Source organism: Herbidospora sp. NBRC 101105, assembly GCF_030269205.1.
Classification (GTDB): Bacteria; Actinomycetota; Actinomycetes; order Streptosporangiales; family Streptosporangiaceae; genus Herbidospora; species Herbidospora solisilvae.
Genome location: NZ_BSSX01000006.1, coordinates 228,952 through 243,930 on the forward strand (window position 1 = coordinate 228,952; position 14,979 = coordinate 243,930).

The 14,979-nt window shown below is 72.6% G+C and carries 12 protein-coding genes; 5 read left to right on the top strand and 7 right to left on the bottom strand.

The window, feature by feature from the left end:
• Positions 1-25 precede the first annotated feature (25 nt).
• The 4 genes from QSK34_RS24800 (at position 26) to QSK34_RS24815 (ending at position 5,261) form a co-directional block, all read left to right on the top strand.
• Positions 26-2,734 carry a DEAD/DEAH box helicase gene (locus QSK34_RS24800; protein ID WP_285587134.1) on the top strand — a complete coding sequence of 903 codons (2,709 nt, stop codon included), beginning with the start codon at positions 26-28 and terminating at the stop codon, positions 2,732-2,734.
• A gap of 129 nt (positions 2,735-2,863) precedes the next feature.
• Positions 2,864-3,031 (top strand): hypothetical protein, encoded by a 168-nt coding sequence (locus tag QSK34_RS24805; protein WP_202610723.1) that lies wholly within the window; start codon positions 2,864-2,866, stop codon positions 3,029-3,031.
• A 176-nt stretch (positions 3,032-3,207) separates the two neighbouring features.
• Positions 3,208-3,849: an ABC transporter ATP-binding protein gene (locus QSK34_RS24810; RefSeq protein ID WP_161483238.1), complete on the top strand. Its 642-nt coding sequence runs from the start codon at positions 3,208-3,210 to the stop codon at positions 3,847-3,849.
• Positions 3,846-5,261, top strand: coding sequence for a DUF6297 family protein (locus QSK34_RS24815; protein WP_285587135.1), 1,416 nt, complete (start codon positions 3,846-3,848; stop codon positions 5,259-5,261). Before QSK34_RS24810 ends, QSK34_RS24815 begins: the two co-directional genes overlap by 4 nt.
• Here the strand turns inward: QSK34_RS24815 and QSK34_RS24820 are convergent, their stop codons facing one another.
• The 5 genes from QSK34_RS24820 to QSK34_RS24840 all read right to left on the bottom strand — a co-directional run bounded on the left by QSK34_RS24820 (position 5,262) and on the right by QSK34_RS24840 (position 9,709).
• Positions 5,262-5,588 (bottom strand): hypothetical protein, encoded by a 327-nt coding sequence (locus QSK34_RS24820; RefSeq protein ID WP_030452415.1) that lies wholly within the window; start codon positions 5,586-5,588, stop codon positions 5,262-5,264. It abuts the gene before it with no gap.
• The gene (locus tag QSK34_RS24825) at positions 5,575-7,746 is read right to left on the bottom strand and encodes a lanthionine synthetase LanC family protein (RefSeq protein WP_285587138.1); all 2,172 of its coding nucleotides are present in this window, start codon (positions 7,744-7,746) and stop codon (positions 5,575-5,577) included. The genes QSK34_RS24820 and QSK34_RS24825 overlap by 14 nt, the downstream gene beginning before the upstream one ends.
• Positions 7,733-8,872, bottom strand: a complete 1,140-nt coding sequence (locus QSK34_RS24830) for a phosphotransferase family protein (RefSeq protein ID WP_285587139.1) — start codon at positions 8,870-8,872, stop codon at positions 7,733-7,735. Before QSK34_RS24830 ends, QSK34_RS24825 begins: the two co-directional genes overlap by 14 nt.
• A gap of 15 nt (positions 8,873-8,887) precedes the next feature.
• Complete coding sequence (locus tag QSK34_RS24835; RefSeq protein WP_156045476.1) at positions 8,888-9,208, bottom strand: hypothetical protein; 321 nt, start codon at positions 9,206-9,208, stop codon at positions 8,888-8,890.
• Between the two features lie 228 nt (positions 9,209-9,436).
• Positions 9,437-9,709: a hypothetical protein gene (locus tag QSK34_RS24840; RefSeq protein ID WP_062348674.1), complete on the bottom strand. Its 273-nt coding sequence runs from the start codon at positions 9,707-9,709 to the stop codon at positions 9,437-9,439.
• Positions 9,710-9,977: 268 nt separating this feature from the next.
• Between QSK34_RS24840 and pepN the strand changes: the two genes are divergently transcribed.
• Positions 9,978-12,473: an aminopeptidase N gene (pepN, locus tag QSK34_RS24845; RefSeq protein ID WP_285587140.1), complete on the top strand. Its 2,496-nt coding sequence runs from the start codon at positions 9,978-9,980 to the stop codon at positions 12,471-12,473.
• Here the strand turns inward: pepN and QSK34_RS24850 are convergent.
• Both QSK34_RS24850 and QSK34_RS24855 read right to left on the bottom strand, forming a co-directional pair.
• Complete coding sequence (locus tag QSK34_RS24850; protein ID WP_285587141.1) at positions 12,468-13,958, bottom strand: FAD-dependent oxidoreductase; 1,491 nt, start codon at positions 13,956-13,958, stop codon at positions 12,468-12,470. The two genes, pepN and QSK34_RS24850, sit on opposite strands and share 6 nt — an antisense overlap.
• Positions 13,951-14,955: a methyltransferase gene (locus QSK34_RS24855; protein ID WP_285587142.1), complete on the bottom strand. Its 1,005-nt coding sequence runs from the start codon at positions 14,953-14,955 to the stop codon at positions 13,951-13,953. Before QSK34_RS24855 ends, QSK34_RS24850 begins: the two co-directional genes overlap by 8 nt.
• Between the last annotated feature and the right edge of the window lie 24 nt (positions 14,956-14,979).

Sequence of the window (14,979 nt, forward strand, 5' to 3'; positions counted from 1 at the left end):
CAGGAATATCGGTAGGGTTGACGGCATGAGCACGCCTGCGGAACGCTACGCCGCCTTCCGTGACCAGCAGACCGAGTCGGGCCCGGCGCTCACCTCGTTCCGCGGGTTGTACGACTTCGAGCTCGACGAGTTCCAGCTCGACGCCTGCCAGGCGCTTGAGGCCGGAGACGGCGTGCTGGTGGCGGCCCCCACGGGGTCCGGAAAGACCGTGGTCGGCGAGTTCGCCGTCCACCTGGCCCTGGAGCAGGGCCGCAAGTGCTTCTACACGACGCCCATCAAGGCGCTGTCGAACCAGAAGTTCAACGACCTGGTGCGGCGCTACGGCGCCGCCAACGTGGGTCTGCTGACCGGCGACAACAGCGTCAACGGCGACGCCCCGATCGTCATCATGACGACCGAGGTGCTGCGCAACATGCTCTACGCGGGCTCCCAGACCCTCAGCGGGCTCGGCTACGTGGTCATGGACGAGGTCCACTACCTCGCCGACCGGTTCCGGGGCGCCGTCTGGGAAGAGGTGATCATCCACCTGCCCGAGTCGGTGCGCGTGGTCGCCCTGTCGGCCACGGTCTCCAACGCCGAGGAGTTCGGCGAGTGGCTGGGGGCGGTCCGGGGCGACACGACGGTGATCGTCGACGAGCACCGCCCGGTGCCGCTGTGGCAGCACATGCTGGTCGGCAACCGCCTCTACGACCTGTTCGCCAGCGAAGACGGCGCGACCCGCATCAACGCCAGCCTGATGCGCATCTCCCGCGACGAGCAGCGCCTCAACCAGGCGCGCGGCAAACGGGGCTACAACCGCCCCCGGCGCACCCCCCACGACCGCGCCCAGGTGATCGAGCGTCTCGACGCCGAGGGCCTGCTGCCGGCGATCACGTTCATCTTCTCCCGCGCGGGCTGCGACGCGGCCGTCAAGCAGTGCCTCTACGCCGGCCTGCGGCTCACCACCGACGAGGAGCGCCACGAGATCCGGCAGCTGGTCGACGAGCGCACCGCCCACCTGCCCGACGAAGACCTCGCGGTGCTGGGCTACCTCGACTTCCGCGACTGCCTGGAACGCGGCCTGGCCGCCCACCACGCGGGCATGCTCCCGGCCTTCAAGGAGGTCGTCGAGGAGCTGTTCACCAAGGGCCTGGTCAAGGCGGTCTTCGCGACCGAGACGCTGGCCCTGGGCATCAACATGCCGGCCCGCTCGGTCGTCATCGAGAAGCTCGACAAGTGGAACGGCGAGACCCACGCCGACCTGACCCCGGGCGAGTACACCCAGCTCACCGGCCGGGCCGGCCGCCGCGGCATCGACGTCGAGGGCCACGCGGTGGTCGTCTACCAGCCCGGCATGGACCCGATCGGCGTCGCGGGCCTGGCCAGCACCCGCACCTACCCGCTGCGGTCGAGCTTCCGGCCCTCCTACAACATGGCCGTGAACCTGGTCGGCCAGGTCGGCCGCGAGCGGGCGCGAGCCCTGCTGGAAGACTCCTTCGCCCAGTTCCAGGCCGACCGCGCGGTCGTCGGGCTGGCCCGCCAGCTGCGCAAGCACGAAGACGCGCTGCGGGGCTACAAGGAGGCGATGACCTGCCATCTGGGCGACTTCCCCGAATACGCCGCGCTGCGGCGCGCGCTGTCCGACCGTGAGGCCGAGTTGTCCAAGCAGCGCGGCGCGGCCCGGCGGGCGCAGGCGGTGCAGAGCCTGGAGGTGCTGAAGGTCGGCGACGTGATCCGCATCCCGGGCGGGCGCCGGGCCGGGCTGGCCGTCGTCCTCGACCCCGGGGTGAGCGTGCGCGGCGAGGGGCCGTCGCTGCTGGTGCTGACGGTCGGCAAGCAGGTCAAGAAGCTGACCCCGGCCGACTTCCCGGTGCCGGTCGAGCCGGTCGAGCGCATCCGGGTGCCGCGCAACTTCAACGCCCGCAGCCCCAAGGAGCGGGCCAACCTGGTCGCCACCATGCACGCCAAGCTGGGCGACGTCGACCTGGGCAAGCCGGTGCGCGCCCGCGACCACGCGGCCGAGGACGACGAGATCCTGCGGCTGCGCCGCGAGCTGCGCCAGCATCCCTGCCACGGCTGCGACGAACGCGAAGACCACGCCCGCTGGGCCGAGCGCTACTACAAGCTGCTGCGCGAGACCGAGGGCCTGCGCCGCCGCGTCGAGGGCCGCTCCCACGTCATCGCCCGCACCTTCGACCGGGTCTGCGGCATCCTCGACGAGCTCGGCTACCTCGACGGCGAGACCGTCACCGACGAGGGCCGCCGCCTCGCCAAGCTCTACACCGAGCTCGACCTGCTGACCGCCGAGTGCCTGCGCGGCGGCATCTGGGAGAAGCTCGACCCCGCCGAGCTGGCCGCCTGCGTCTCGTCCCTGGTCTACGAGTCACGCCAGACCGACGACAACCGCAGCCCCCGCGTCCCGGCCGGGGCCGCGAAAGAGGCCCTGGCGTCGATGGTGAAGTTGTGGGCCGACCTGGAGGCCGTCGAGCAGGACCACGACCTGTCGTTCACCCGCGAGCCCGACATGAGCTTCGCGTGGGCGGCCTGGCGCTGGGCCAAGGGGCACACCCTCGACGCGGTGCTGACCGACAACGACCTGGCGGCGGGTGACTTCGTCCGGTGGATCAAGCAGCTGCTCGACCTGCTGGGCCAGTTGCGCGACGCGGCGCCCAAGGGCAGCAAGGTGCGCGAGACCTCGGGGAAGGCGATCGACGCCATGCGGCGCGGGGTGGTGGCCTACTCGTCGCTGACGTGATCGGGCCGAACTGACCGCCCGGTCAGGCGCGGGTAGTGGTTCGTTCGCCCACCGTATCCCCATGGGGAGATTCCGGGTGTTACACGGCGGAAATCCGCTATGTAACACCCCACGCCCCTGGAGGTCCGGATGTTCGCTCTCCTCGCCGCTGTCCTGTTCCTCGTCGCCCTCGTCTTCGCGATCGGCGGCTACGCCGTCGGCGCGGTCCTGACCGTGACCACGCTGACCATCGCCGGCGCCGTGTTCCTGGCCCTGCACCTGGGCGGCTACGGCACCACGTGGAGCCTCAAGAAGTGACCTGACTTTGTAAAGGGCCGCTCCGTGATCGCGCGGGGCGGCCCTTCGCATATTCCCGGCGCATTTTCCGGCCGTGAACCGGACGCTGACGCATTCGGTTACAATCGCTTTGGCCGACGCCAATTGAGCACATTAGCGGTACGACATCTCCGGACGATTGAGGAGTGTAATCCCCGATGAGCGCAACGGCCCCATCCGCATTGCTGCGCGTGTCCGGTCTGCACAAATCCTATTCCCGCCTGCCGGTGCTGCACGACGTCGGCTTCTCGATCGGCTCCGGTGAGGCGGTGGCCGTGGTCGGGGCGAACGGGTCCGGGAAGACGACCCTGCTGCGGTGCGTCGCCGGGGTGGAGGACGCCGACGAGGGGCTGGTGGAGTTCGACGGCGTGCCGCTGCGCGAGTCCGACCCCGCGGTCCGGGCGGCGATGGCCTGCCTGCTCGACGACGTCGACTACTTCCCCGACATGTCGGTCGTCGACCACCTGGCCCTCTACGCCTGGGCCCACGGCGCCGACGACCCCGACGCCCTGGTGGCGGCCACGCTGCGCGACCTCGACCTCGAAGGGGCCGCCGACCAGCTGCCGATCACCCTGTCCAGCGGCCAGCGCCACCGGCTCGGGCTGGCCTCCTGCCTGGTCAGGCCGCGCCGGCTGCTGCTGCTCGACGAACCCGAGCAGCGGCTCGACGTGAAGGGGCGGGCCTGGCTCGCCGACCGGCTGCAGAAGGAGAAGGCGGCGGGTGTGGCCGTGTTGTTCACCTCCCACGACCGTGACCTGATCGACGCGGTCGCCGACCGCACGATCGAGGTGGCCGGATGACGGTCATCGGGGTCCGGGCGCTGCCGGGGGCCGCCGAGCTCCGCCACCGCCGGCGGGCCCGCCGCCCGCGCCGCCCCCTGGGCTTCCTGCTCTCGATGCTCATCGAGCGCCTCATCTACCTGGGCGTTCTGGGCGGGCTCGTGGTCGAGGTCACCCAGGCCGGGGTGGCGCGCATCGAGGCCGGCGGCGGCGTGCCCGACCTGGTGCGCACGTCCGTCACCCAGCTCACGGCGGCGGTCCTGGCCCTGGCCTGCCTGGTGCTGCTGGCCAAGGCGCTGCTGGCGTTCGGCCCGCTCTACGCCGGGTCGCCGGCCCGCACGTGGCTGCTCAGCACCCCCGTCGACCGGGGCGCCCTGCTGCGCGGGCATCTGGCGGCGGCGGTGACGGTGGGCGCGGCGGTGTGCGCGGTCGTCGGGTTCGTCTTCCTCGCGGTGACCCGGTTGTCGGTGCCGGTCGTCGCGTGGGTGGTGTGCTGGGCGGCGGCCGGAGTGGTGCTGACCTGCCTGTGCTTGCTGGCGCAGGCGGGGGAGCGGCCGGTCGCGGCCGTCCAGCGGTGGCTGAGCGGGGCGGCCTACACGCTGGTCGGGGTCGCGGTGGCGGTGCTCGCGCTGCGCCCCGACCTGACGCTGACCGGGCTGGAGTCGGCGGGGCCGGTTCCGTTCACCGTGGCGGCGGTGGTCGCGCTGGCGGCGGCGGTGGCCGCGGCCGAGTGGGCGCGGCGCAGCCTCGGGGCGATGACACGCGGGAAGGTGTCGTCCGGGGCCGAGCTGGCCACCGCGACGCACGTGTCGGTGCTCTCCCTCGACGTGACGATGTTCTGGTCCATCGTGCTCGAACGGCGGGCGCGGGCGGTGGCGCGGGTGCGTCCGGCGGCGATTCGCGGAAATCGATTCACCGCATTGGTGAAAAGCGATCTGGCCCGAATCCGGCGCATGCCGACGGGATTCTTCATGTGGGCGGCGCTGATTTCCGTTCCTTATGGCGCCCATGTCGTCGGGCTCGACGCATTTCTGCCCGCGCTGCACACCGTGACGGCATTCGCGGCGGTCGACAGATTGGCGGCCGGATTGCGCGTCGTTTCGCGTTCTCCGTCGATTCGGCGGGCGCTGGGCGGCTCCGATCTGATGCTGACGCTCACGTTCCTGACCGTCCCGGCCGCCGGGGCGGTGGTCTGGTCGGCCGTCACCTGGGCGCTGGTTCCGGGGTTGTCGCTGCTGACGGCGGCGGTGTCGGCGGCGGGCGCGCTGGCGGTGACCTACCGGGTGGCGACCCGGCCGCCGCTCGACTACTCCAGCCCTCTCGTGGACGTCGGGCTGTTCGGCCCGACGCCCCTCGGGCTGATCCTGCAACTGGTGCGCGGCCCGGCGCTGCTGGCGGGGCTGGCCCTCCTGCAGACCGTGATCGCCGGGTGACTAGCAACAGGCGTACGAGCACGAGAGCACTTCGGTGCACGTCGTGAACGTCAGCAGCACGATCGGCACGCCGCCGGCGCGTTTGCGCATGTTCTGGGCGAGCAGCACGAGCCGCTGGCGTTCGGTGGAGTAGCCGCCGATCTCGCCGTTGAAGAACGACATCATGCGGTCGACGGTCTTCTCCAGGTCGGGTTCCTCGCCCTTGACGAAGGCCGCGCCGGAGCCGACGAAGTCGTCGATGCCGGGCACCGTCGCCCACGACCGCTGGAGCTCCACGAGCAGGGCGGTCACGTCGTACGGCGGCTTCGGCTGTTCAGCGTCGTCCACGGAGGCCTCCTCGGGGGTGCGGCAGATGCAGGGGTGACACGATCGCGGGGTCGTCGCGGCGCAGGGCGGCCAGCGCGACCCCGGCGGCGCCGAGCATGAGGCCGTGGCCCCGGGGCCAGGCCAGGTCGTCGTGGTGGGCGGCCAGGGCGCGGCGGGTCATCTCGCGGGCGAGGCCGGCGTCGCCGTCCTCGGCGTGTTCGGCCGGGGCGAGGGAGAGGATCTCGGCGAGGCCGGCCGCGCCGTGGCACAGGCACATGTCGTAGACGAGGGCGGGGTGGCTCGTGGCGGCCCGGCGGGCGGCGGCGAACCCGATGCGGGCCTCGTGCGGGTCCAGCCGGCCCCGGGTGAGGGCGATGCCGGGCGCGCCGTAACACCAGTCGTAGCGGTTGATGTCGGGTTCGAGGGTCAGGTCGCCGCCGGGGCCGCGCTCGTGGGCGGTGCGGGCGTCGCGCCAGTTGCCGTCGTGGAACCACGTGCGTTCGTAGGCGACCGCCCGCTCGGCGGCCGCCAGGAAGGCGGCCTCGCCGGTCGCCTCGGCGAGTTCGGCCAGCGCGAGGGCGCATCCGGCCGCGCCGTGGGCGTACCCGACGAAGCCGGGTGTCCACGACAGGACGCCGCCGGTGTCCTCGCCCCTGCCGATCAGCGCGGCGCCCAGGTCGGCGGCGCGGCCGAGGCCGGTCGGGTTGCCGAGGTCGCGGGCGGTCAGGACGGCCAGCAGCGCCCCGGCCGTCCCGTCGATCACGTCGGCGGGGCCCTCGCCGGTCAGCGCGTCGCGGGCGGCGGCGTCCACGAGGGCGAAACCGCGCTCGACCAGTTCGGCGTCGCCGATGGCGCGTCCGGCCAGGGCCACCGCGAGGCCGGTGCCGGAGGTGCCGCTGTAGAGGCCGGGGCCGGGCAGGTCGGCGGCGGTGGCGAGGGCCTGCCGGGCCGCCTTCGCGGCGAGGCGGGTGAAGGCGGGGTCGCCGAGCTGGGAGAGGAACAGGGCCATCCCGGCGGTGCCGTCGTAGACGTCGGCGCTCATCGGGACCCATCCGGCCCGGCCGCCGATGTCGGGGTGGGGTTTGAGCCAGGTGCAGCGGTCGCCGTGGACCAGGGCGTCGGCGGCCATCCGCCGGGCGAGCCGTTCGGCCTCGCCGGTCAGGCCGCCGGGGGCGACCGGTCCGGGCGCGGGGGCGGCGCCGGTGAGCCCGTCGAGGAGGCGGGCGACCTCGGGGGTGGCGTGGGGGGTGGTCAGGGACCGTCCCGCCTTCTCGAACGCCTCGGCGACGTGGGCGAGCTGGACGTCCCGGTCGGCGGTGCCCTCGGCGTGCGCCCGCATGAGGCCTTCGGCGATGCGCTCGCAGACGAACATGCCGTAGCTCTCGCCGCCGCCCGGGTCCTCGGCGACGCCCAGCCCGAGCCCGGCCCGGTGGGTCAGCGCGGGGACGTACGGGCGCATCATCGGCAGCAGCCGCCGGTGGAGGTCGCGCAGGGCCGGCCAGACGCGGGCGAGGTCGTCGTGGCCGATGTAGAGCACGGCGCTGTCGGCCCGTTCGGGCCAGTCGGCGTCGGCGTGCACGACCTTGAAGTGGAAGGGCAGGTCGCCGACGATCCGGGTGAGGGGTTCGATCAGGGCGACGGCGCCGGTGGCGGCCAGGTTCCAGTAGAGGCGCACCAGCCGCTGTCCGTCGGCGGAGGGTTGCCCGTGGGGGCTGCGGAAGAGCACGAACCCCGGAGACTTGGTCACCGAGACGCCGGGGATGTGCACCTCGACGTGGTCGGCCGGGCCGGGGAGGCTGAGCCTGACCCGGACCCCTTCCAGGTCGACCAGCGGTTCGGCGTCGCCGGTGATCAGGGGCAGCCGTCTGCGGGCAGGGGCGACGTGGGCGCCGGCGTACACGGCGGCGTTGACGAACCGGGCCGACCGGGTCGAGGGGAGGCCCTCCATGATCGACTCGCGGAAGGCGGCCACCTCGCGGCGCGGGCGGCCGAACAGGTAGCAGCCCCGGTAGAGCAGGCGGCCGACGAAGGAGCCGGCCGCCTCCCGCATCATGGCGTCGTCGGGCAGGGGCCGGATCGTGTCGACGACCTCGCCGAACCAGGCCAGGTCGTAGGTCGCGGAGACGGTCACCGCGGCCAGCGCGGCGGCGACGGTCTCCCGGTTGTCATCGGTCGCCATCGTCGATCGCCAATCCGAAGAAGGTCCGGGCGGCCACGCCGGGGGTGGTGTGGAAGTTCGCCGCCATCTGCAGGAGTTGCCGGGAGGTCGCCAGCGGCACGCTGCGCTGGTGGGTCTGCTCGACGGCGAACTGCACCAGCCGCGCGCCGCACCAGCGCATCAGGTCGGTCAGGCCGGCCTTGGCGAGGTCGAGCTCGCCGGCGTAGGTGAGGACGTAGCTGCCGAGGAAGGCGTGCGCGAACCCGCGGATCTCGCGCAGCCCTTCGGCCGCCGCCGCGTTCGCGGTCACCTGCCCCTCCATGGGCACCCACGCGTCGGGGTCGGTGAGCCACCACACGATGCGTTCGGTGAGCAGCCCGGCGATGTCCCAGCGGCGGTCGCCGGGCCCGCCCATCTCCCAGTCGATGAAGACGGGCTCGCCCGAGGGCCGGATGAGGATGTTGTCGCCGCGCAGGTCGCCGTGTCCCATGGCGTCGGCGGTCCACTGGTCGTGTACGCCGTCCAGCAGCTCCGACAGCGCCGGGCTGGACTGGATGGTGCGGACCACCTCCAGCGAGGCGGGGCTGTGGAACTCGATGGAGTCGAGCGTGGGGTGCCCGCAGCGCAGGATGGGCGGCGGCTGCTGCGCCGGCAGGCCGCCGTCGCCGTCGACGGTGTGGAGACGGGCCAGGGCGGCGCCGATCCCGACCGCCGTCGCCGGCCGCCGGGCGGGGTCGGCGATGTGGGCGTCGCGGGGGGCCTGCCCGTCGACGAACTCGGTGACCAGCAGGCCGGTGCGGTCGTCGAAGGCGGAGAAACGCGGCAGGTAGGGCGCGAAGGAGGAGCCCCGCAGCACACGGTAGACCTCCGCCTCGCGGTCGAGCGTCTCCTGGGTCTCGGCCGAGGTGCCCTGTTTGACCACCCAGCCGGCCTCGGCGAGCCGCACGATCAGGCAGCGGCAGCGGCGTGACTCGTCCACGACCGTCAGCCGGGGGTCCAGCACCTGTTCCGGGCCCAGCACGCCGTGCGCGGCGAGGACGCGGACGGCGGTCACCTCGTCGAGCACGGGCCGGCCGGCGGTGAAGACCGACTTCTCGGCGGTGAGCCGGTCGGCCCGCACGACGACGTCGGGGGAATCGGCGTTCACAGGATCTCCGATCGGTCAGCAGCATCCCATCGAGCAACTGAACGCGGCCGTGCAGCCCGCGATGCTCACCGTGATCGTGATGAATCCGCACCGCTCCTCGGCGGTCTGCGCGAGTTCGATGATGCGCCTGCGGTGCTCGGCGTTGCCGTAGCCGTCGCCGTGCAGGACCCGTGTCATCGCCTCGATCGCGTCGTCGAGTTCGAGGTCGCCCTTGATGAATCCGAGCGCGGCGGCCCGGTAATCGGCGGCGCCGTCGATGCTCTTCAGTTCGAGATTGATCTGCTCAAGAATGTCGTAGCCCTCGGGCACCGAATTTCCTTCGACGTTTTCGGGCATGCTCGGGAATCCGCCCAGGAAATCCCAGGCGGATTCCGGCGTACCGATTGCTGTTTGAGCCTGTCATCTACGTTCACTCGCAGAATTGCGCCGCCGACACGAAAGGGCGGTCTTTCTTCTGTGCGACTCGCGGCGCCGGGCCGAGGAGAAGGGCCCGTGATCACGGTGGAAAGGCGGATCTCGCACAGGTGGAGCGGGTGGAGCGGGTGGAGCCGGTGGAGCGTCGGGTCAGCAGCAGAAGCCGGAGCAGCTGAAGGCGGCCGTGCAGGCGGTGAGCGTGGCCAGGACGGACGCCCAGCCGCACTTCGCCTCGATGGTCTGGCCGAGCTGGATCATGCGTTCGCGGTCGGCCTCGTCACGGCAGATCTCGCCGCGGAGGAACGGGGCCATCGCCTCGAGCGCCTGCTCGACGTCGATGTCGCCCTTGAGGAATCCGTTGGTCGCGGCGCTGAACTCCGCGAATCCCGAAATTCCCATCAGGGCGTCGTTGACGTCCTTCATGACCTGCGGATCGGCTGTCTTCTCCTCTACTGCGGGTAGCGTCGCTGTAACAGATGTCATACCTGACTCACCTTCCTATTAGGGGTGGGCTAGAGGCAGAACACCACATCTGTCCGGAACATGTCAACGAAGAAGTAAGTCCGTTTCTGCCAGTTTCTGTGTTATCAATATTGGGTCGGGGGCCACGGAGAACGCGAGATTACGGACGTACATATCGTCCGTCACGGCTGCCCGGAAACGATCGTCTCTCGACTCGCCGAGGTCGCCCGTGGAAACGCCCAACCTGACCAGAGACCAGGCCCGCCTGCGGGCCGAGCTGATCGCCGTGGAGTCCTACCACGTCGCCCTCGACCTGACCGGCGACGACGGCTTCACCTCGGTGACCACCGTGCGCTTCACCTGCCGGCGGCCGGGCGAGGCCACGTGGATCGACCTGGTGGCCCGGTCGGCCGACGAGGCGGTCCTCAACGGGCACCCGCTCGACCTGCGCCGGTACGACCCGTCGGAGGGCGTCGTGCTGCCCGATCCGGCCGCCCGCAACGAGCTGACCGTGCGGGCGCGCTGCGCCTACGGCAGCACCGGCCAGGGCCTGCACCGCTTCACCGACCCCGCCGACGGCGCGGTCTACCTGTACACCCACTTCCAGCCGGCCGACGCCAAACGGGTCTTCGCCTGCTTCGACCAGCCCGACCTCAAGGCGCCGTTCACGCTGACCGTGACCGCCCCCGCGTCGTGGACGGTCCGGACCAACAGCCCGGCGCGCCACGTCGAACCGGCCGGCGACGGGACGCGCCGCCATCACTTCGCCCCCACCCCGCCGCTGCCCACCTACCTTGTGGCGGTCGTGGCCGGGCCGTGGGCGCAGTGGCACGCCGACGAGGACGGCGAGATCCCGCTGGCCCTCTACTGCCGGGCCTCCCTGGCCTCCCACATGGACGCCGAGCGCCTGTTCGCCCAGACGCGGCGGGGGCTGGCCTACTACCGCGACACCTTCGGCGTCCCCTACCCCTTCGCCAAGTACGACCAGTGCTTCGTCCCGGAGTTCAACGCCGGGGCCATGGAGAACGCCGCCTGCGTCACCTACCAGGAGGACATGATCTTCCGCGGCCACGTCACCGCCCACGAGCTGCGGGCCCGTGAGGAGACCGTGCTCCACGAGATGGCCCACATGTGGTTCGGCGACCTCGTCACCATGAGGTGGTGGGACGACCTGTGGCTCAACGAGGCGTTCGCGACGTACATGAGCGTGCTGGCCCAGGCCGAGGCGACCGGGCACACCCAGGCCTGGACGACCTTCGCCAACATCCAGAAGGCGTGGGCCTACCAGCAGGACCAGCTCCCCACCACCCATCCGGTCGTGGCCGACGTCCAGGACGTCGAGATGGCGGGCGTGCACTTCGACGGCATCACCTACGCCAAGGGGGCGAGCCTGCTGCGGCAGCTGGCCGCCCACGTGGGCGCGGACGACTTCTTCACCGGCCTGCGGGGCTACTTCGCCGCCCACGCGTGGGGCAACGCGACGCTGCGCGACCTGCTGGCGGCGCTGGAGAAGGCGTCCGGACGCGACCTGTCCCGCTGGAGCGGCCAATGGCTGGAGACGACCGGCCTCGCCACCCTGCGCCCGGTCTGGTCGGCCGACGCCGACGGCCGGTTCACCGCCTTCGCCGTCGAGCAGTCGGCCGACCTGCTCCGTGACCAGCGCGTGGCGGTCGGCGTCTACGCCGACGACGGCCACGGGCGGCTGGTGCGCGTCCACCGGCAGGAGATCGACGTCAGCGGCGCGCGCACCGACGTGCCCGAGCTGATCGGCCGCCACCGGGGCGACCTCGTGCTGGTCAACGACGACGACCTCGGCTACTGCAAGATCCGCCTCGACCCCGCCTCACGGGCCGTCCTGTCGTGCCGCATCGGCGACCTGGCCGACCCGCTCGCGCGGGCGCTGGCCTGGTCGGCGGTCTGGGAGACGACGCGGGACGCCGAGTTCCGCGCCCGCGACTACGTGGCCCTGATCCACCGCGGCCTGGCCGCCGAGACCGACACCGGCGTGCTGCGGCGGCTGCTCCAGCAGGCGCACGCCGCGCTCGACACCTACGCCGACCCGGACTGGTCACCCGGCGGCTGGCGCGCGCACGCCACCTGGCTGATCGAGCAGGCGGAGGCCGCCGAACCGGGATCCGACCGCCACCACGTGCTGATCAACGCGCTTCTGGTCGGCGTCCTGGACGAGTCCCACCTGACGCGCGTCCGCCGCCTGCTGGAGGACCCCGTCGACCCGCTGACGCGCTGGCGCGTCGTTCAGGCGCTGGTCGCCCACGGCGTCGCCGGAGACGCCGAGATCGACGCCGAACTCGCCCGGGGCCCGGCCTTCCTCGGCCCCTCCCAGGCCGAACGGGCCCGCGCGCTGCGCCCCGGCCGCAAGGAGGAGGCGTGGCGGCGGGCGATGCACGACGAGAGCCTCCCGGCCGCCACCGTCGAGGCGGTGATCGGCGGTTTCGCCCATCCCGCGCAGAAGCACCTGCTGCGGCCGTACGCCGCCCGCTACCTGGAGGAGATCGGCGACGTGTGGCGGCGGCGGGGCGAACGCGCCCAGGGCCCGGCGATGGTGCTGTTCCCCTCGTGGGCCGTCGACCAGGCCACGGTCGACGCCGTCGGGGAGTGGCTCACCCGGACCGCCCCGCCCCCGGCCCTGGCCCGGCTGGTGGGCGAGGGGCGGGCCCGGCTGGCACGGGCGCTGGCCGCCCGTGCCTTCGACCGTTCGTCATGAGCCGCCGAGCCAGCGGCACGCGGCCTCCTCCAGCCCGGCCATGTCGTCGGGAGCGGTGCCCGCCCAGGCCACGTAGCCGTCGGGACGGACCAGCACCGGCGTGTCCGACTCCAGGTGGACCAGCCGCCCGGCCCGCGTCCCCACGGCCCCGGCCAGGTGGGCCGGGCCAGTGAGGACGGCCCGGCCGCTCCGCAGGGCCTCGGCGACGCGGCCGTCCGGGTCGGGCACGCTGCGGCCCACCAGCGGATGGTCGCCGGGCAGGTCGTACTTCTGGAGCACCCCCGACAACTTCTTCGCCATGTAGGTCGCGCCGCCCGGGGTGGCGACGAGATCGCCGACGATGCGGCGCAGCGACTCGGTGAGCGGGTCGAGCCGCATCAGCGCGATCTGCGCCCGCGTCCAGTCGAGCACCCACGCCCCGACCGGGTGCCGTTCCCGCGTGTAGGTGTCGAGCAGCCCGTCCGGAGCCCACCCCCGCACCGTGGCGGCGAGCTTCCAGCCCAGGTTCAGCGCGTCGCCGAGCCCCAGGTTGAGCCCCTGCCCGCCGAACGGGGAGTGGACGTGGGCGGCGTCGCCGGCGAGCACGACCCGGCCCCGCACGTAGGTGCTCGCCTGCCGCGCGTGGTCGGTGAACCGGGTCGCCGACCGCACCGAGGTGATCGTGACCTCGGTCTTCGACACCCGCCGGACGCTGTCCTGCAGCTCCGCGTGGGTGACGGGCGCGTGCCGGTCGGGCGGCGGGCCGTCCATCTCGACGGTGAGGATGCGGCCCGGCAGCGGCGTGTAGACGTAGATGCCGTTCTCGGTGCGGTTCCAGCCCGGGTTCAGCACCTCCGGGTCGGCGAACTCCACCACGGCCTGGTGCCCGGTGATCTCGGGGTCGGTGCCGGGGAAGTCGAACCCCGCGCCCCGCCGGACCGCGCTGCGCCCGCCGTCGGCGCCCACCAGCCACACGCACCGCAGCCGTTCGCCCGAATCGAGCTCGACGTCGACCCCCTCGCCGTCGTCGGCGAACTTCACCATCTCGGCGCCCTGCCGCAGCTCGGCCCCCAGCGCGACGGCCCGTTCGGCGAGGATCGCCTCCAGGGCCTGCTGGCTGACCGGCATCATGTCCCGCGACCACGCCGCGCCGAAGTCGGGATCGGCGTAGTCGACCAGAGCACGCGGGACGGTGATCCCGGCGAAGTGCCCCGCGATGTCGGACGACATGGGCACCCGGCCCAGGTCCATCCGCCGGGGAAGGGCGGCCAGCAGTTCGCTCGCCTGCCGCCGCTGCGCGTCGAGCAGCGCGGGCAGCAGCCCCCGCCGCTGGAAGGCCTCCACCGAGGGGATGTGCAGCCCGATCGCCTTGATGGTCGGATCGACGTCGGTACGCCGCTCGACCACCACCACCCGCACCCCGGCCAGCGCCAGCTCGCACGCGGTCATCAACCCCACGGGGCCGCCGCCGACCACCACGACGTCGTGGTCCACCGGCTCAGCCATGGAGTTCCAGCACGATCCGGGTGCCCGCCTGCTCGACCGCCGCCACCTTCAGCCCCGCCTCGGCCGCCAGCGCCGCGAGGTCGTCGGGGGAGCGGTCGGGGTTGTCCATGACGGCCTCGAACCACAACGTCATCCCGGTGTCGACGTGGCGCAGCCGCTCGGTCAGGCTCACCTCCGAGACCAGGATCCGGCCGGTGTCGCCCGCGGCGAGCGCGCAGTTGCGCAGCAGCCGGACCGCGGTCTCGTCGTCCCAGTCGGCCAGCACCGCCGACAGGACGTACACGTCGGCGCCCGCCGGAAGGGGCTGGAAGAAGTCCTGGGCGAGGGCGGCGGCCCGGCCGTCGAGCCCGGCGGCGGCGAACCGCTGCCCGGCGGCCCCGGCGAAACTCGGCAGGTCGATCAGGGTGGCCGACAGGTCCGGATGTCTGGTGAGCAGGGCCTCGACGAGGGCGCCGGTGTTCCCGCCGACGTCGACGACCGTCCGGGCCCGCGCGAGCACGGGGTGGTCGAGCAGGACGTCGATGTCGAACCCCGGCGGAAGCGCGAGCTGGGCCTTGAGGTCGTCGGGGGTGCCCGGCGCCCGGTCGACGTGGGTCCACAGGTCGGTGCCGTACATGCCGTGGTAGACCGACCGGCCGGTGCGCACCTTGTGGAGCAGGTGGACGGCCGACAACTCGGTCCGGCCGAGCACCGTGTCGAGGTCGAGCTGGTCGAACGGCCCCATCGGCGCCTCGCCCCGGCGTAACAGCCGGCCCAGGTCGGTCAGGCCGTACCGCCCCTCGGCGGCGCGCAGGAGGCCGAGGTGGACGAGGTGGTCGAGCAGCTTGCGGAGCGGCCGGGGGACGGCGCCGGTTCGGGCGGCGAGGTCGTCGGCGGTGAGGTCGCCCGCGTCCAGGTGGTCGGCGAGGCGGAGGGTGACCGCGGTCCGGACGCTCATCGGGGTGACCAGGTCGGCCAGTGTCATGATCCGGGCGTGACCTGCGAGATCAGGTGTCAATCGAGCCTCCCGTACTGTCAGTGG